This window comes from Streptomyces sp. NPDC127106, assembly GCF_042677605.1.
Classification (GTDB): domain Bacteria; phylum Actinomycetota; class Actinomycetes; order Streptomycetales; family Streptomycetaceae; genus Streptomyces.
In genome coordinates this window covers 36,264-51,933 of the sequence record NZ_JBHXTC010000007.1, presented here as the reverse complement: position 1 = coordinate 51,933, position 15,670 = coordinate 36,264, and the positions used below count along the sequence as shown (strand labels likewise).

Here is a 15,670-nt window from a genome sequence, read left to right as displayed (position 1 = left end):
GGTCTCCCCGCCGCTCACGCCGGGCCTGGACCCGCGCCGCGCTGTTTGTAGAGGCTGATGCTCACCGTCTTGTCCTCCTCGACCGTGGACTCGACCTTGCCGGCCAGCGCCGACAGGACGGTCCAGGCGAACGTGTCGCGCTCGGGCGCGCGGCCGTCCGTGGTGGGCGCCGAGACGGTCACCTCCAGCGAGTCGTCGACCAGTCGGAACACGCAACTGAGGACGGAGCCCGGCACGGCCTGCTGGAGCAGGATCGCGCAGGCCTCGTCCACCGCGATGCGGAGATCCTCGATCTCGTCGAGGGTGAAGTCCAAACGTGCTGCGAGGCCGGCCGTGGCCGTTCGCAGCACCGACAGGTAGGCACCCGCAGCGGGCAGCCGGACTTCCACGAAGTCCTGGGTCCCGGGCTCGCCTGCGATCTGGGACACCCTCACCTCCAAGGTGGTACGAGCTCTCTTCGCCGGTGACGCTACCGCGATCCGGGCGATCGTGTCGCGGCACCCCTCATGGAGCCCGATCGGGACACCCACGCCTACGGCCGGTGACAGATGGTATGCCTACGGGTACGCACAGTGGCTAGGGGTCTGCGGGGCTCAAATCCGGGGAGCCGGCGGAGGTTTGACCTACCCCGCCTCAGACGATCGAACCGTCGACAAAACACCACCGCCAGGTCTCGCCCGGCTCGAAGCTGCGCATCATCGGGTGGCCGGTGGTCCGGTAGTGCGCGGTCGCGTGCCGGTGCGGTGAGGAGTCGCAGCACCCCACGTACCCGCACCACAGGCACATCCGTAGCTGCACCGGATGACTGCCGAGCACCAGACATTCGGGGCAGGTCTGGGCAGTCGGCACGGGCTCGGGGCGCGGCAGTTCGGGAACGTGGATGCACTCGCTCATGATGGCCAGCGTACTGACGTACGGGCACCGCAGGACGAAGTCCGATCAGCAGCGACGAACGAGGGTGGGTTGCCGATGGAGGTCATGCCGCTGGTGGCGCTGATCGCGGTCAGCGCCGCCGTCGCGGGCATCGCGCGCCGGACGCCGGTGCCCGCACCGCTGCTGCTGGTCGCGGCGGGGCTCGGGGCCTCGTACGTGCCCGGGGTGCCCGCGTACGTCCTCGACCCGCACATCGTGCTGCCGCTGCTGCTCCCGCCGCTGCTGTACACGGCCGCGGTCGACAGCTCGTACCTGGACCTGCGGGCGAACGCCCGGCCGATCGCGCTGCTCTCCGTCGGGTACGTGCTCTTCGCGACGCTCGCGGTCGGGTACGCCGTGTACCTGGCGGTACCGGGGCTGTCGCTGCCGGTGGCGCTGGTGCTCGGTGCGGTGGTCGCCCCGCCCGACGCGGTCGCCGCGACCGCCATCGCCCGGCGGCTCGGGCTGCCGAACCGGATCACGACCATCCTCCAGGGGGAGTCCCTCGTCAACGACGCGACCGCGATCACCGCCTACAAGGTGGCGCTGGCCGCCGCCGTCGGCACCAGCGCCGGCTGGGCCGGCGGCATCGCGGAGTTCCTGCTGGCCTCGGTGGGCGGCGTCGGCATGGGCCTGGTGCTGATGGTGCCGATCCACCAGCTGCGCACGCGGCTGCGGGAGCCGCTGCTGCAGAACACCCTGTCGCTGCTGATCCCGTTCGTGGCGTACGCGGCGGCCGAGCGGGTGCACGCGTCGGGCGTCCTCGCGGTGGTCGTGGTGGCGCTGTACCTCGGGCACCACAACTGGCAGGTCGACTTCGCGACCCGGCTCCAGGAGGAGGCGGTGTGGAAGATGGTCGCCTTCGTCCTGGAGTCGGTGGTCTTCGCGCTGATCGGGCTCCAGCTGCCGGTCGTCCTGCGGGGGCTGGTGGAGTACGAGGGCGTCGAGGCCGCCTGGTACGCGGCCCTGGTGCTCCTGGTGGTGGTCGTCGCCCGGTTCGTGTGGGTGTTCCCGGCCACCTTCGTGCCGCGCTGGCTCTCGGCGCGGATCCGGGAGCGGGAGCCGGAGACCACGTGGAAGGCGCCGGTGGTGGTGGGCTGGGCCGGGATGCGGGGCGTGGTCTCGCTCGCGATCGCCTTCTCGGTGCCGATGGACGTGCCGCACCGCGACCTGATCCTCTTCCTCACCTTCACCACGGTCATCGGCACCCTCGTCGGGCAGGGGCTGACCCTGCCGCCGCTGATCCGGCTGCTGCGGCTGCCCGCCCGGGACGCCACGGCGGAGACGCTCGCCGAGGCGCAGGCCCAGAGCGAGGCCTCGCGGGCGGCGGAGGAGCGGCTCGACGAGCTGCTGGCCACACCCGAGAACGCCCTGCCGCCGCCGCTGGCGGAGCGGCTGCGCACCGTCCTGGAGCGGCGGCGCAACGCGGTGTGGGAGCGGCTGGGCGAGGTCAACCCGCTCACCGGGGAGTCCGCGGACGACGTCTACCGGCGGCTCTCGCGGGAGATGATCGAGGCGGAGCGCGAGGTGTTCGTGTCCCTGCGGGACCTGCGGCGGATCGACGACGAGATGCTGCGGACACTGCTGCGCCGGCTGGACCTGGAGGAGGCGGCGGCGTACCGCGAGGAGGCCCCTTAGGCCGTCCGGGCGAGCGGACCGGCGGGTTCGGGGTCGGTGGGCCGGCCGGTGACGACCGCGGTGACCGAGGCCCCCGCGGGGAAGGCGCCGGTCGCCGCCAGCTCGGTCAGCGCCCACAGCAGTTTGGCCACGTAGATCCGCTCGACGGGGAGGCCGTGACGGTCCTCGAAGTCCGCGGCGAAGGCCTCCAGGGCGGCCGGGACGCGGGCGTAGCCGCCGTGGTCGAAGCCCTCGGCCAGGCTCCAGTCCCCGGCGGGGCCGCCGAAGGCCTGCTCCTGGAGGGAACGTATCTCCGCGGCCAGGAAGCCGCCCGCCAGGACGGGCACCCCGAGGGCCCGCTGCCCCGGGGCCAGGCCCGCGGCCAGCCCGGCCAGGGTCCCGCCGGTGCCGCAGGCCACCGCGACCACGTCGGACGCGCCGCGCAGTTCGCGGCCGAGCTCGGCGCACCCGTGCAGGGCGAGCGCGTTGCTGCCGCCCTCGGGCACGGGGTACGCCCCGGCGGCCCCGGCCGCGGCGATCAGCTGCCGCGCCGCCCCGGGCTCGCCCTTGCGGCGGTACGCGGACCGGGGCACGAAGTGCAGCCGCATCCCGTCGGCGGCGCAGCGGGCGAGGGACGCGTTGAGGGGCCGTCCGGCCAGCTCGTCCCCGCGCACGATGCCGGTGGTGGCGAGCCCGAGCAGCCGTCCGGCCGCGGCCGTGGCCCGCAGGTGGTTGGAGTACGCCCCGCCGAAGGTCACGAGCCCCCGGTACCGGCCGTCGACGGCGGCCCGGAGGTTGGGTGCGAGCTTGCGCCACTTGTTGCCGGGCAGCTCCGGATGGACGAGGTCGTCACGCTTGAGCAGGAGCCGCACGCCGTGCCGCTCGAACCGCTCGTCCCGGACCTCCCGCAGCGGCGACGGGGGCCGGTCCTGCAGCAGCACATCGGGGTTCAGGGGGCGTTCCACCTGCCCATTGTGCGCTGCCCGCGCACGCACCCCCGCACGTCCGGGCCTGCCGTGCCCGTTGCCCCGGTCGACGGCATCGCGTGGCGGGCGCCGGACGGCAACGGGGCGGGCGGCCGCGGGGGCCGCCCGGTGGGGTCAGTTGAGGCGGGCGGCCACGCGGCCGCGGAACGAGGCCATCGTGAAGCCCTTCGGGTCGATCTTGCCGGGGCGCCATTCCAGGTGGCCGATCACCGAGCGCTCGGTCCAGCCGTGCACCCGGCACACGGCGGCTGCCGCGCGGGCCATCGCGTCGAGCTGGACCGCCGGCCAGGGGTCCTCGCCGTCGCCGAGGTTCTCGCACTCGAAGCCGTAGAAGTGGCGGTTGCCGTCGGCGTTGGCCTGGTTGTCGGGCGGCAGCCGCTTCTCGGCGATGACGGCCGCCAGGACGTCGGCGTCGCCCGCGCCCGCGTGGTTGGCCCGGCCGTAGCCGACCAGGTGGACCCGGCCGTCCTTGGTGATGACGCCGTGGCAGAGGGGGCCGGGCAGGTCCTCGTCGCCGGTCCGGCAGAGCTCGACGGTGTACGCCGTGCCGCGGGTGACGGTGTGGTGGATCACGACCCCGTGCACCGGGCCCCAGGGTCCCTTGTGGTTGCGGTTGTGGGTGCGCCAGGCGCCGACCTCGACGACGGTCAGGCCCTCGTCGCGCAGTGCGTTGATGAACCGGTCCGCTGACATGGGTGCGGCCATGGCCGCCTCCTTTGCGGGTGCGTGGCGGTCACCTTGCGTGGCCGCCTCGTTGCACCCGGTGTAATGGAGGGGCTCCTTCCACGGCTAGGGCACTCGCACAGCGAGCGAGCCGATCCGGACACTCGTCCCGACCGGCCCGCCCGCCACGGTCGTCACTCCGAGGCCAGCCAGAGGTCCGGGCCGAACACCTCGTAGTGGATGTCCGCGGCCGGCACGCCCCGGGCGAGCAGCTGCGTGCGCACCGCCCGCATGAAGGGCAGCGGCCCGCACAGGTAGGCCTGGGTGCCCGGAGCGACCGGCACGGCCGTCAGGTCCATGCGGCCCTCGCCGTCGCCGGGTTCGGCGTCGGCCTCGTACCAGAACCGGGCGGTGCCGTCGGTCAGCTTGAGCGCCAGCGCCCGGTGGTCGTCGCGCCGCGCGTGGTCGGCGGGGGAGCGGTCGGCGTGCAGGACGGTGACCGGCGCGGTCCGCCCGGACTCCGCCAGGTGCTCCAACATCGACAGCATCGGGGTGCAGCCGATGCCGGCGGAGGCGAGCAGCAGCGGGGCTGCGGTGTTCCGCAGGACGAGGTCGCCGTACGGGGCCGACAGGCGCAGGGGGTCGCCCACCTCGACCCGGGAGTGCAGGTGGTTCGAGACCTCGCCGTCGGGGCCGAGGGCGGACGGGCCGTGGATCCGCTTGACGGTGATCGTGCGTACGGGTGCGTCGGGTGCGCCGGTCAGGCTGTACTGGCGGATCTGGCGGGCGCCGTCGGGGAGTTCGACCTGGACCGAGACGTACTGGCCGGGCTTGAAGTCCGGTGCCGGGGCGCCGTCCGCGGGGACCAGGTGGAAGGTGGTGCAGTCGGCGGTCTCGGCGACGCGGTCGGTGACCGTCCACGGGCGCCAGACGTCGCCGGCGAGGACCTGCTGCTCGGCGTAGAGCCGCTCCTCGATGGTGATGAGCGCGTTGGCCATCAGCCAGTAGACCTCGTCCCAGGCTTCGGCGACGTCGGGGGTGACGGCCTCGCCGAGGATGTCGACGATCGCCTCGAAGAGGTACGTGTGGACGATCGAGTACTGCTCGCGGGTGACGCCGAGGGAGGCGTGCTTGTGTGCGATGCGGTTGAGCATGACGTCGGGGCGGTCGTCGGGCCGGGCGACGAGGTGGGTCGCGAAGGCGGCGATGGAGCCGGCGAGGGCCTGCTTCTGGAGGCCGGCGTTCTGGTTGCCCCGGTTGAACAGGTCCCGGAGCAGCTCGGGGTGGGCCGCGAAGAGCTTCGCGTAGAACAGCTCCGTGATGTCGCCGATGGCGGCGCCCACGGCGGGCAGGGTGGCGCGTACGGTCTCTGCCGACTTCGCGGAAAGCATCAGAAGGTCCTCGCCTCGGTGTGAGTGCTGCGTTTAATTGGTATATGAGATGCAAGTTTTTGGGTGCGGGTGGGGGTGCATCCGTTCGGGTCATCGCCCGGCATCACCCTAGGTCTGCACCCGGCCGGTCCGAACCGGCCATCCGGCCCCGCGTTCAGGGACTTTCGGCCCGTCCTGCCGCCCCGCTGCCCGAGATGCCCAGGAGGAGGGGCCCGGTGGGCGCTGCGACCAGGTCGTTCACCGTCAGCGGGTCCAGCGTCGCGAAGAACGCCTCCTGTGCCCGGCGCAGGGCGCCGCGCAGGATGCAGGCGCCGCGCAGGGGGCAGGGCGTGCTGCCCTCGCACTCCACGACGTCGCCGGCCCCCTCCAGTTCGCGGACCACCCCGCCCACCGAGGCCGCCCGCCCGGCGGCGGTCAACGCGAGCCCGCCGCCGCGGCCGCGCCGCGCCTCGACCAGGCCGAGGTGCTGCAGGCGCGCCACGACCTTGGCCGTGTGCGTGTACGGGACCTCCATCGACGCCGCCACGTCGCGCGTGGTGGGGAGGTCCTCCTCGGCGACGGCCAGGCGCATCAGGGTGCGCAGGGCGAGGTCGGTGAATCGGGTCAGCCGCATGGCACCACCGTAGAAAACTTGCATCTGAGATACAAGTTAAGGGCGGTACGGGACCGGTGGCCGGAAAGCGGCTGTGTCGGGCGGGGCTCATGGGAAGAGAGGTAACTCCAGAGGGTGCCCAGCGCTCCGACGACGTAGTCCACCCGTTTGTGTAATGGTCCCACCACGCGGCGTGCTGAAAGGCTTCTCCAGCAGATCCATGGAGTGATCGAAAGGGATGCACATGTCGGTCCAGGCAGGTTCCGAACCCGAGGTCCGGACTCCCCAGCAGAGTCTCGCGACGTCGGCCGCACGGAACTTGGCAACCACGACCAAGTCCGCACCGCAGATGCAGGAGATCACCTCGCGGTGGCTCCTGAAGGTGCTCCCGTGGGTGCCCGTCCAGGGCGGCACGTACCGGGTGAACCGCCGGCTCAGCTACTCCGTCGGCGACGGCCGCGTGGAGTTCGTCAAGACCGGGTCCCGGGTCCAGGTCATCCCCGCCGAACTGGGCGAGCTCCCGCTGCTGCGCACCTACGAGGACCTGGACGTGCTCACCGAGATCGCCGGGCGGTGCCGCCAGGTCGATTTCGAGGCCGGTCAGGAGCTGACCTCCTTCGGCAGCCCGTCCGACCGGGTGTTCCTCCTCGCGCACGGCCGCATCGACCAGATCGGCCCCGGACCGTACGGCGAGGACGCGGTCCTGCGGACCGTCGCCGACGGCGCCTACTTCGGCGAGGACTCCCTCGTCGACGACGCGGCCGTCTGGGAGTACACCGCGCGCGCCACCACCCGCGGCACCGCCCTCGTCCTGTCCCGCCAGGACTTCCAGGTGCTCGCGGACCGCGTCGACTCGCTGCGCCGGCACGTGGAATCCGTACGGGCCGAGCCCGAACGGCACACCAACGCGCACGGCGAGGCCGCCATCGACCTCTCCGCCGGCCACCGCGGCGAGCCCGCCCTCCCCGGCACCTTCGTGGACTACGAGGCCCGGCCGCGCGAGTACGAACTCTCCATCGCCCAAACGGTCCTGCGCGTGCACACCCGCGTCGCCGACCTCTACAACCAGCCGATGAACCAGACCGAGCAGCAGCTGCGGCTCACCGTCGAGGCGCTGCGCGAGCGCCAAGAGCACGAGATGGTCAACAACCCGGAGTTCGGCCTCCTCCACAACGCCGACTACGGCCAGCGCATCCAGCCGCACGACGGCGCACCCACCCCGGACGACCTGGACCAGCTGCTCAGCATGCGGCGCGGCTCCAAGCTCTTCCTCGCCCACCCCCGGGCCATCGCCGCCTTCGGCCGCGAGTGCAACGAGCGCGGCCTGCACCCGGAGACCGTCGACGTCGATGGGACCCGGATCGCCACGTGGCGCGGCGTGCCGATCTTCCCGTGCGACAAGATCCCGATCAGCAGCGCCCGGACGACGTCCATCCTCTGCATGCGCACCGGTGAGGACGAGTCCGGAGTGATCGGCCTGCACCAGCCCGGCATCCCGGACGAGATCGAGCCGAGCACGTCGGTGCGGTTCATGGGCATCAGCGAGCAGGCGATCACCTCCTACCTGGTCACGGCGTACTTCTCCGCGGCGGTGCTGGTGCCGGATGCGCTCGGTGTCCTGGAGAACGTCGAGATCGCCCGACGCCACTGAGCGACCGGGCCGGAGACGGAGACGGAGACGGAGACGGAGACCACCAGGGGATCGGGGGCAGTCATGGGCACCACTGAGGCGATCACGACCAGCGAGGGGCAGGAGGCCGCAGCCCTGCTGGAACGGGCACGACAGGCGGTCGATCCGGAGCTGCGCCGGGCGCTGGAGGGCCTGCCCGGCCCCATGCGCCGCGTGGCCATGTACCACTTCGGGTGGGAGCAGGCGGACGGCACCCCGGCCGCGGGCAGCGCGGGCAAGGCCATCCGGCCCGCCCTGGTGCTCGCCGCGGCCCGGGCCCTGCGCGGCGGCGGGGACGGACCGGACGGCGGTGTGCCCGACGGCGCGGCGCGGGCGGCGGCGGCCGTGGAGCTGGCGCACAACTTCACGCTGCTGCACGACGACGTCATCGACGAGGACGTGACGCGGCGCGGCCGGGCCACGGCCTGGACCGTGTTCGGGTTGCCGGACGCGGTCATCACCGGCGACGCGATGGCCGCGCTCGCGCTGCGGCTGCTCGCGCAGGACCCGCACCCCGCCTCGGCGGCCGCCACCGCGCGGCTCGCGTCCTGCGTGATCGAGCTGTGCGCGGGCCAGCAGGCCGACTGCGCCTTCGAGCAGCGGCCGTACGTCCCGCTCGACGAGTGCCTGGCCATGGCCACGGCCAAGACCGGGGCACTGCTGGGCTGCGCCTGCGCGCTCGGCGCGCTGTACGCCGGCGCCGGGCCGGACGAGGTGGAGGCGCTGGACGCCTTCGGGCGCGAGGCGGGTCTCGCCTTCCAGCTGATCGACGACCTGCTCGGCATCTGGGGGGACCCGGGGCACACGGGAAAGCCCGCCGGGGCCGACCTGATCGCCCGCAAGAAGTCCCTGCCGGTCGTGGCCGCCCTCACCTCGGGCACCACGGCGGGCGAGGAGCTGGCCGCCCTGTACGCGGGCCCCATGGCCGGGGACGACGTACGGCGCGCCGCGGACGCCGTGGAGCGGGCCGGCGGGCGGGACTGGGCGCAGGCCCACGCCGCGGACCGGATGGGCCGGGCCGTCCAACAGCTGTCCCGGGCGGTGCCGGACCTCGGGGCGGCGGGCGGACTGCTGTCGCTGGCGGAGTTCGTCACGCGCCGCACCCGGTGAAACCGGCATCCGGTGAACCCGGAACCCGGTGAACCCGGCACCCGGTGAACCCGCCGGGCTCGTCCGCGGCCCGTAACGCGGGACGAGCGGTGTGCAAGCCCTGTTCCGGCACCGCATGGTGCCGGAACAGGGCTTTCTGCCGCCGCCGGCCCAACTCTAGGATCGCTTGCGGTTGTTGGCGCGTGAGCGAAGGGTGTGACCAGTGGTGCTGGAGATACGTCGAGCGGACCAGTCCGACCGGGACGCGGTGGCGCGGCTGCTCGACGAGGCGTTCCGCGAGGACCCGGTGAGCAGCTGGGTCTTCCCCGACCCGGAGCACCGGGCCGCCGTGCACGGCGCCTTCCTCGGGGTCTTCGTCGACGTGGCGCTGGAGGAGGGCCGGATCGACCGTGCCGCGGACGGTTCGGCGGCGGCGCTGTGGCTGCGCGTCCCCGCGGGCGATCCGGAGGGCGGGGCCGCCGAGGACGATGTCCCGGCCCGGATGCGCGCGGCGGCCGACCCGGACAACGAACGGTGCGAGCTGGTCGGCCGGCTCACGGGGGCGGTGCATCCGACGTCCGAGGAGCACGAGTACCTGCTGATGATCGCGGTCGCCCCGGGGCGGCAGGGCGAGGGGCTGGGGACCGAGCTGATGCGGCCGGTCCTGGAGCGCTGCGACCGGGAGGGCGTGCCGGCGTACCTGGAGGCGAGCAGCGAGCGCAGCATGCGCCTGTACGAGCGGCTGGGCTGGGAGTTCACGGGCGAGGCGGTGCGGCTGCCGGACGGGCCGCTCATGTGGCCGATGTGGCGCAAGCCGCAACTGCTTGCCTAGCCACTTCAATTGAAGTACTTTACTCGGCGTGCCCCCGGTGCGGTGGCACCCTCCGACGAAAGAGACCCGCTTGCGCAAGCTCACGTACTTCATCGCCACGTCCGTCGACGGCTTCATCGGAGACCCGGACGGCGACGCCGACTTCTTCAACCAGCAGCTGGACCCGGAGTACCGCGCCGCCCTCGCGGCGGAGTACCCCGAGACCCTGCCCACCCCCGCCCACGCGATGTTCGGCATCCCCGAGGACTTCCGGGCCCGCCACTTCGACACCGTCGTGATGGGCCGCGGCACCTACGAGCCGGGGCTCAAGGTCGGGTTCACCAGCCCGTACGCCCACCTCGACCAGTACGTGGTCTCCCGGTCGCTCGCCACCGCGCCCGACCCGGCGGTGAAGGTGATCAGCGGCGACGTCGTGGCGCGGGTGCGCGAGCTGAAGGCGCAGCCGGGCCTCGGCATCTGGCTGTGCGGCGGCGCCGACCTGGCCGGTCAGCTCGTCGAGGAGATCGACGAGTTCATCGTCAAGACCTACCCGGTGTTCCTCGGGTCCGGCATGCCGATGTCCCGCGCCGGCTTCGGGCTCCGGGAGCTGGAGCTGACCGGCTTCACGACCCACGGCGGCGGCCAGACCGTGGCCACGTACGCACGCAAGCGGTGAGCCCCGCGGGCCGGCGGACCAAGAACCGGCGGCCCGTGACCCCGCGGCGCCGCCGAACGCGCGAAACCGGCCTACCGTGGAGGTATGGCCGGTGAACAGCGACGCTCCGAGCGCCACCCGCCGCCGCACGTGCCCGCGGTGGTCGCCCCGCACGCCGGGCACGAGCAGCGCTCGTGCGCGGCCTGCGGGCGCCCCGTCGACACGCTCGTCCGGCGGCGCAAAGTGCTCGGGATCTTCATCCCGGAGTGGGTGCCGGGCCCCTGCCGGAACCCGGACTGCCGGGAGTACGCGCCCGATGCGGGTGAGCTGCCCTAGCCCCGGGCCGGTGCAGGGTGCCGCCGTCCCGGAAGGTCCCGCGGGGATCCGGACGGGTCCGGGCGGGTCCGGGCGGGTCCGGGAGGCGGCCCCCGTTCCGTGACGGGTGTCAGCCCTTCGTGCCCAGGCCCGAGGCGGCGAACCCGTTGGCCCACAGCTGGTTGACCCGGGCGCGCTCGGCCCCGTTCGGGTAGGCGTTGGTGCACGAGGTGCCCGGCCCGCCGCCCGACATCAGCTCGGAGCAGGGGCCCGAGTAGTGGTCGGGCAGGCCCAGCACGTGGCCGGTCTCGTGCGCGGTCACGCGGGTGGAGTTGTACTGCTGGTTCTGGCGGTAGTCCAGGAAGATGTAGCCGCGGCCGTGCCCGTCGGTGCTCGCGTACGAGCCGCGCGAGTCGTTGCCCTCGTAGTACGCGAAGTTCCCGCCGGAGGAGACCTCCTGGAGCCTCACGTTCGACACGGAGCCGTTCCATATCTGCGTGGAGCGGGCGATCTGGGAGCGGAAGCTCGGCGCGTTGCGGGTGTTGTAGGTGACGGTCACGACCAGGGCGCCGGGGTTCGCGGCGCGCTGCTCGGCCACCGAGCGCTGCACGGCCTCGAAGAACGCCTTGTTGGCGGCCTGGTTCTCCTGTGAACGCTCGTACGCGGCGTAGGACGCGGCGTTGCCGGCCGGGGCGGACGCGGCGCTGGCGGTGGGGACGACACCGCCGAGGGCGGCGGCGAGGGCCAGGCCGACGACGGCAGCCGGCAGGCTCTTGCGGGGCGTACGGGAGTGGCGCATGTGGGGGGCTCCTACTCGATCCGGTGTGGGGGGTGGGTCGTTCGGTTTACCGGAGTCTGAGGGAGCCGCAGGGCCCGGCGGATGATGTCAGCCAGCGATAACACCGTCCTATCGGGAGGGTGTCCACAGGCCAACTTCCTTGAGAATGGCGTGATTCGATGGGGTGTCAGTGGCTGGTGAAGTGTGCGGGCGCCGCCCTACCCTCGGGACATGGAGCTCGAGGTGAGGCACTTGCGCGCACTGTGCGCCATCGCCGACGCCGGCAGCCTGCACAAGGCGGCGCGGCAGCTCGGCGTGAGCCAGCCCTCCCTGACGACCCAGCTGCGCCGTATCGAACGCGCCCTGGACGGCGAGCTGTTCCTGCGGGAACGGACCGGATGTCGACCCACTCCTTTCGGCCGCACCGTCCTCGGCCGGGCCCGTCCGCTCGTCGACGGCATGGCCGCCCTCGTCGCCGAGGCCCGGGCCATGGCCCGCGGGCCGCGGCTGCGCATCGGCTCGACCGCCAGCCGCGCCCTGCCCGGCTGGCTGCGCCGGCTGCACCGGCGGTGGCCCGACACCGAGACCTCGCTGGTCGTGGACGGATCCCCGAACGCCCTGCTGCGGATGGTGGCCTCGGGCCAGCTGGACGTGGCGTTCGTACACGAGGTGGAAGGCAGTCCGCTGCGGGTGCCGCCCGACCTGGAGGTACGGGTGCTGATGGAGCGGGAGCCGCAGTTCGTGTCGATGTCCCTGGACCACCCGGCGGCCGCCCGGCCGGTGGTCGAGCTGCGCGACCTCGCCGAGGACCGGTGGACCGTCGACCCCTCGGTGGACGGCGAGTGGGACGGCCTGCGGCGGGTGTTCGCCGGGGCCGGGGTCGACCCGCCCGTCCTGCACGCTGACTACCACACCGCGGCCTCACTGATCGTCTCCGGTGAGGCCGTCGCTCCCTGCCAGCCGACCTCCGGGCCGCGCACCGACATGGCGATCCGGCCGCTGGCCGGAGACCCCCTGGCCGTCCGGCTGCTGCTCGCGACCCGGCCCGGCGAGCACGCGGAGGCCTACGAGGACCTCCGCGCCGCCTACCGTGAGGCCGCCCTGAGCGCCCCGCCCTACCGGGCCTGGCTGCGCCATCACGCGAGCCCCCTGCTGGCCGCCTCGTAGCCCTTCCGCGCGGACTCCCGCCGCCACGGCCACCCGCCGTCGCCGACTCCCACCCCTGACCCGCGCCCGCCGCCCCTGACCCGCGCCCGCCGCCGCGGACCGGCGCCGGGCGCTTCGGCATGCCCGCGCCGTGGGTCGCGACCGCCCGCACGCCTTGACTTCGCACGACCGCGATATATCGTGTTATCCAGAAGACGCGATATGTTGCGTGGCCGTGTCCGGACGCCCAGCGCGCGTCCGTGCGCAGAGGAGGAGCGAGCCATGGCAGAGCAGAAGACGTGGTCGGTGGGCGAACCTCAGAAGCTCGCCTTCGACGAGCCGGTGACCGAGCTGCGCGTCCGCCTCGTCGGGGGCACGGTCAACGTCGTCGCCGACGAGGGCCCGGCCCGCCTGGAGGCGACCGCGATCGACGGACCGCCCCTGTACGTGGTCCAGGAGGGCGGCACGCTCACCGTCTCCTACGAGGACCTGCCCTGGAACGGCTCGCAGGGCTTCAAGAAGTGGTTCGAGTCCAAGCCCTGGAAGGCCTGGACCGGCTCCAACGAGGAGGGCCGCAAGGCCTGGGAGCGCAGCGCCGCCGTCACCCTCACCGTCCCCGCCGCCACCCGGGTGCGCCTCGCCGCCGTCAGCGCCGCCGCCGTGGTCTCCGGCGTCCGCGGCGGCACCGACGTGAACGGCGTCTCCGGCGACGCCACCCTGGTCGGGCTCTCCGGCCGGGTCAGCGCACACACCGTCTCCGGCGCCGTGGAGGCCCAGTCCGTCACCGGCGAGCTCGGCTTCCGCTCGGTCTCCGGCGGGCTGACCGTGGTCGACGGCGCGGGCCTGACCGTACGGGCCGACTCGGTCAGCGGCGACATGCTGATCGACCTGGAGGCCGACCCGGCGGCGCCCGGCGGCGTGGACATCGCCCTGAACTCCGTCTCCGGCCAGCTCGCGATCCGCCTGCCGCACCCCGCCGACGCGCGGGTGGAGGCCAACACCGCCACCGGCGGCGTCTCCAACGCCTTCGAGGACCTGCGGGTATCCGGCCAGATGAGTGCCAAGCGGATCACCGGAACCCTGGGCGCCGGCACCGGCAGCCTGCGCGCCACCACCGTCTCGGGCTCCATCGCCCTGCTGCGCCGTCCGCCCGCCGACGCGCCGGCCACCCCCCTCGTGCTCGACAAGAAGGTGCTCTGACATGCCGCCCGTCTTCGCCCACGGACGTCTCCGCCTCTACCTCCTCAAGCTCCTCGACGAGGCCCCCCGCCACGGCTACGAGGTGATCCGGCTGCTGGAGGAACGCTTCCAGGGCCTGTACGCGCCCTCCGCGGGCACGGTGTACCCGCGGCTGGCCAAGCTGGAGGCCGAGGGGCTGGTCACGCACGCCACCGAGGGCGGCCGGAAGGTGTACTCCATCACCGACGCCGGCCGCGCCGAACTGGCCGACCGCAGCGGTGAACTCGCCGACCTGGAGCTTGAGATCCGCGACTCGGTCTCCGAACTGGCCGCCGAGATCCGCGACGACGTGCGCGGCGCGGCCGGCGCCCTGCGGCGCGAGATGCGGGCGGCGGCGTCCGCCTCGGAGACCCGCGTGGAGGACGAGTCCTGGGCGGCGGCCAAGGAGGAGCTGCGCCGGGCCAGACAGGAGTGGAAGGAACAGGCGCGCCGGGCGAAGGACGAGAGCCGCCGGGCCCGCGAAGAGGCCCAGCAGGCCCGCCGCCAGGCCAAGGAGGCCCAGGAGCGGGCCCGCGAGGAGGTCATGCGGATCGCGAGCCAGCTCCAGGAGCAGTTCGCCAGGTCCGGCGGGGTCCTCGGCACCCTGGCCGGAAGCTGGCTGGGCGGCGCCACCGGCACCACCGGCCCCACCGGCAGCCCGTCGGGCCCGTCCGGCGCATCCGGAACGTCCGCCACGTCCACCGCGACCGCGGACACCGACGGCGCCGCGGCCGCCGGCCCGCACCCGCGCTGGGCCGAGGACCTCGGGCCCACCGGCAACCCGGCCCGTGACCTCGACCGGCTGCTCGACCGCTTCCGCGACGACGTCCGCGACGCGGCCCGCGACCACGGAGTCACCGGGGACCAGCTGGCCGAGGCCCGGGCCCACCTGGCCGTCGCGGCAGACCGCATCGCGGCCGTCCTGAGGCCCTCCCGCTAGACGCCTGCTCCGGCTAGGCCGCCGAGCCGGCCTCGGCCGCCGCGTAGGTGACGCCGTGGTCGGCCAGCACCTCGGCGGCCGTGCCCGGTCGGGAGAGCAGGGCGAGCAGCACGTGCAGGGCGGTGATGTGCTTCTCGCGACGGCCGAGCGCGATGCGCAGGGACTGTTCGAGGGTCTTCTTGGCGCCCTCGCCGAAGGGGACGTGGCGCTCGGCCGGCTCGGGGCGGCCGAGCGCCGAGCGCAGCGAGGACCCCAGGGTCCGCCGCTGAGGTGCGGCCGGGGTCAACGCGCCCGCCCCGTGGACCTCCTCGACGCGGGAGACGATCTCGGCGACGTCGATCCCGAGGCCGGCGAGGGCCTCCTCGTCGGCCCGGGTCATACCGCCCCGGCGCCGGGCCGCCGCCAGGTCCGCGGCCACGGCGGCCCGGTCCACGCCGAGCGGGTCCAGTGCCCCCTGGTCCAGCAGCGCCCGCAGCAGGTGCTCCTCGGTGACCGTGGTGTCCCCGGACCGCCGGGCCTCGGCCACGGCGCCGGTCACGACGTCCCGGGCGTCCCGCGTGAAGCGTTCGAACATCAAGCCCTCCCGTGCTTCTTGTGCACGGCCTGCCGGCTGACGCCCAGCTCGGCCGCGATCTCCTGCCAGGACCACCCCTGTGCGCGGGCACTGCGCACCTGTACGACTTCCAGCTGCTCCAGCAGCCGCCGGAGCGCGGCGACGGCGCGCAGACCCACCCGTGGGTCGCGGTCGCCGGCCCGCTCGGCGAGATCGGTCGCTTCTGTCATGCATGTCAATGTAGGTTGACACCCTCGGGGGGTTAAACCTGATTTTGAAAACAACCGGGGGGTCCCCCGACAAAAAACTGAGTTAGACCATTGCGAACAGGTCGC

At 73.4% G+C, this 15,670-nt stretch carries 18 protein-coding genes; 9 read left to right on the top strand and 9 right to left on the bottom strand.

Annotated elements, in window-relative coordinates; translation table 11 throughout:
* Nucleotides 1–14: 14 nt before the first annotated feature.
* Nucleotides 15–428, bottom strand: coding sequence for an anti-sigma regulatory factor (locus tag ACFVGY_RS09615; RefSeq protein ID WP_030291315.1), 414 nt, complete (start codon nt 426–428; stop codon nt 15–17).
* A gap of 205 nt (nt 429–633) precedes the next feature.
* Entirely contained in the window at nt 634–894 is a 261-nt protein-coding gene (locus tag ACFVGY_RS09610) for a UBP-type zinc finger domain-containing protein (RefSeq protein WP_385673556.1), read from the bottom strand.
* Between the two features lie 75 nt (nt 895–969).
* Here ACFVGY_RS09610 and ACFVGY_RS09605 point away from each other — a divergent pair, with 75 nt between their 5' ends.
* Nucleotides 970–2,550, top strand: a complete 1,581-nt coding sequence (locus ACFVGY_RS09605) for a Na+/H+ antiporter (protein WP_385673553.1) — start codon at nt 970–972, stop codon at nt 2,548–2,550.
* On the opposite strand, the gene ACFVGY_RS09600 is transcribed toward ACFVGY_RS09605, so the two are convergent.
* From ACFVGY_RS09600 to ACFVGY_RS09585, 4 genes are all read right to left on the bottom strand, one after another.
* A complete protein-coding gene (locus tag ACFVGY_RS09600; protein ID WP_385673550.1) occupies nt 2,547–3,494 on the bottom strand; it encodes a 1-aminocyclopropane-1-carboxylate deaminase/D-cysteine desulfhydrase in 948 nt (315 codons plus the stop codon). The genes ACFVGY_RS09605 and ACFVGY_RS09600 overlap by 4 nt on opposite strands.
* Before the next feature lie 135 nt (nt 3,495–3,629).
* Nucleotides 3,630–4,220 (bottom strand): N-acetylmuramoyl-L-alanine amidase, encoded by a 591-nt coding sequence (locus ACFVGY_RS09595; RefSeq protein ID WP_385673547.1) that lies wholly within the window; start codon nt 4,218–4,220, stop codon nt 3,630–3,632.
* Between the two features lie 152 nt (nt 4,221–4,372).
* A complete protein-coding gene (locus tag ACFVGY_RS09590; RefSeq protein WP_385673544.1) occupies nt 4,373–5,569 on the bottom strand; it encodes a globin domain-containing protein in 1,197 nt (398 codons plus the stop codon).
* A gap of 154 nt (nt 5,570–5,723) precedes the next feature.
* Nucleotides 5,724–6,182 carry an RrF2 family transcriptional regulator gene (locus ACFVGY_RS09585; RefSeq protein WP_385673541.1) on the bottom strand — a complete coding sequence of 153 codons (459 nt, stop codon included), beginning with the start codon at nt 6,180–6,182 and terminating at the stop codon, nt 5,724–5,726.
* Between the two features lie 223 nt (nt 6,183–6,405).
* Between ACFVGY_RS09585 and ACFVGY_RS09580 the strand changes: the two genes are divergently transcribed.
* The 5 genes from ACFVGY_RS09580 (at nt 6,406) to ACFVGY_RS09560 (ending at nt 10,721) form a co-directional block, all read left to right on the top strand.
* Complete coding sequence (locus ACFVGY_RS09580; protein ID WP_385673539.1) at nt 6,406–7,812, top strand: family 2B encapsulin nanocompartment shell protein; 1,407 nt, start codon at nt 6,406–6,408, stop codon at nt 7,810–7,812.
* A 63-nt stretch (nt 7,813–7,875) separates the two neighbouring features.
* Entirely contained in the window at nt 7,876–8,940 is a 1,065-nt protein-coding gene (locus ACFVGY_RS09575) for a family 2 encapsulin nanocompartment cargo protein polyprenyl transferase (protein WP_385673536.1), read from the top strand.
* A gap of 202 nt (nt 8,941–9,142) precedes the next feature.
* On the top strand, nt 9,143–9,751 hold the full coding sequence (locus tag ACFVGY_RS09570) for a GNAT family N-acetyltransferase (RefSeq protein ID WP_385673534.1): 609 nt from the start codon (nt 9,143–9,145) through the stop codon (nt 9,749–9,751).
* 70 nt (nt 9,752–9,821) lie between these two features.
* Nucleotides 9,822–10,406, top strand: coding sequence for a dihydrofolate reductase family protein (locus tag ACFVGY_RS09565; protein WP_385673531.1), 585 nt, complete (start codon nt 9,822–9,824; stop codon nt 10,404–10,406).
* Between the two features lie 84 nt (nt 10,407–10,490).
* On the top strand, nt 10,491–10,721 hold the full coding sequence (locus ACFVGY_RS09560) for a hypothetical protein (protein WP_385673528.1): 231 nt from the start codon (nt 10,491–10,493) through the stop codon (nt 10,719–10,721).
* A 109-nt stretch (nt 10,722–10,830) separates the two neighbouring features.
* Here ACFVGY_RS09560 and snpA read toward each other — a convergent pair whose 3' ends face one another.
* A complete protein-coding gene (gene snpA / locus ACFVGY_RS09555) occupies nt 10,831–11,499 on the bottom strand; it encodes a snapalysin (protein WP_385673525.1) in 669 nt (222 codons plus the stop codon).
* A 210-nt stretch (nt 11,500–11,709) separates the two neighbouring features.
* Between snpA and ACFVGY_RS09550 the strand changes: the two genes are divergently transcribed.
* The 3 genes from ACFVGY_RS09550 to ACFVGY_RS09540 all read left to right on the top strand — a co-directional run bounded on the left by ACFVGY_RS09550 (nt 11,710) and on the right by ACFVGY_RS09540 (nt 14,782).
* The gene (locus tag ACFVGY_RS09550) at nt 11,710–12,645 is read left to right on the top strand and encodes a LysR family transcriptional regulator (protein ID WP_385673522.1); all 936 of its coding nucleotides are present in this window, start codon (nt 11,710–11,712) and stop codon (nt 12,643–12,645) included.
* A gap of 261 nt (nt 12,646–12,906) precedes the next feature.
* Nucleotides 12,907–13,824, top strand: coding sequence for a DUF4097 domain-containing protein (locus tag ACFVGY_RS09545; protein WP_385673519.1), 918 nt, complete (start codon nt 12,907–12,909; stop codon nt 13,822–13,824).
* 1 nt (nt 13,825) lies between these two features.
* Nucleotides 13,826–14,782 carry a helix-turn-helix transcriptional regulator gene (locus ACFVGY_RS09540; protein ID WP_385673516.1) on the top strand — a complete coding sequence of 319 codons (957 nt, stop codon included), beginning with the start codon at nt 13,826–13,828 and terminating at the stop codon, nt 14,780–14,782.
* 13 nt (nt 14,783–14,795) lie between these two features.
* On the opposite strand, the gene ACFVGY_RS09535 is transcribed toward ACFVGY_RS09540, so the two are convergent.
* Together ACFVGY_RS09535 and ACFVGY_RS09530 are read right to left on the bottom strand one after the other, a co-directional pair.
* Nucleotides 14,796–15,356, bottom strand: a complete 561-nt coding sequence (locus ACFVGY_RS09535) for a Clp protease N-terminal domain-containing protein (RefSeq protein WP_385673513.1) — start codon at nt 15,354–15,356, stop codon at nt 14,796–14,798.
* Nucleotides 15,356–15,565, bottom strand: coding sequence for a helix-turn-helix domain-containing protein (locus tag ACFVGY_RS09530; RefSeq protein WP_385673510.1), 210 nt, complete (start codon nt 15,563–15,565; stop codon nt 15,356–15,358). The genes ACFVGY_RS09535 and ACFVGY_RS09530 overlap by 1 nt, the downstream gene beginning before the upstream one ends.
* Between the last annotated feature and the right edge of the window lie 105 nt (nt 15,566–15,670).

Excerpts from the sequence above, each read along its gene's own strand:
- ACFVGY_RS09610 (WP_385673556.1), bottom strand. The coding sequence starts at position 894 with ATGAGCGAGTGCATCCACGTTCCCGAACTGCCGCGCCCCGAGCCCGTG.
- ACFVGY_RS09605 (WP_385673553.1), top strand. The coding sequence starts at position 970 with ATGGAGGTCATGCCGCTGGTGGCGCTGATCGCGGTCAGCGCCGCCGTC.
- ACFVGY_RS09595 (WP_385673547.1), bottom strand. The coding sequence starts at position 4,220 with ATGGCCGCACCCATGTCAGCGGACCGGTTCATCAACGCACTGCGCGAC.
- ACFVGY_RS09590 (WP_385673544.1), bottom strand. The coding sequence starts at position 5,569 with ATGCTTTCCGCGAAGTCGGCAGAGACCGTACGCGCCACCCTGCCCGCC.
- ACFVGY_RS09585 (WP_385673541.1), bottom strand. The coding sequence starts at position 6,182 with ATGCGGCTGACCCGATTCACCGACCTCGCCCTGCGCACCCTGATGCGC.
- ACFVGY_RS09580 (WP_385673539.1), top strand. The coding sequence starts at position 6,406 with ATGTCGGTCCAGGCAGGTTCCGAACCCGAGGTCCGGACTCCCCAGCAG.
- ACFVGY_RS09575 (WP_385673536.1), top strand. The coding sequence starts at position 7,876 with ATGGGCACCACTGAGGCGATCACGACCAGCGAGGGGCAGGAGGCCGCA.
- ACFVGY_RS09560 (WP_385673528.1), top strand. The coding sequence starts at position 10,491 with ATGGCCGGTGAACAGCGACGCTCCGAGCGCCACCCGCCGCCGCACGTG.
- snpA (WP_385673525.1), bottom strand. The coding sequence starts at position 11,499 with ATGCGCCACTCCCGTACGCCCCGCAAGAGCCTGCCGGCTGCCGTCGTC.
- ACFVGY_RS09550 (WP_385673522.1), top strand. The coding sequence starts at position 11,710 with ATGGAGCTCGAGGTGAGGCACTTGCGCGCACTGTGCGCCATCGCCGAC.
- ACFVGY_RS09545 (WP_385673519.1), top strand. The coding sequence starts at position 12,907 with ATGGCAGAGCAGAAGACGTGGTCGGTGGGCGAACCTCAGAAGCTCGCC.
- ACFVGY_RS09540 (WP_385673516.1), top strand. The coding sequence starts at position 13,826 with ATGCCGCCCGTCTTCGCCCACGGACGTCTCCGCCTCTACCTCCTCAAG.
- ACFVGY_RS09535 (WP_385673513.1), bottom strand. The coding sequence starts at position 15,356 with ATGTTCGAACGCTTCACGCGGGACGCCCGGGACGTCGTGACCGGCGCC.
- ACFVGY_RS09530 (WP_385673510.1), bottom strand. The coding sequence starts at position 15,565 with ATGACAGAAGCGACCGATCTCGCCGAGCGGGCCGGCGACCGCGACCCA.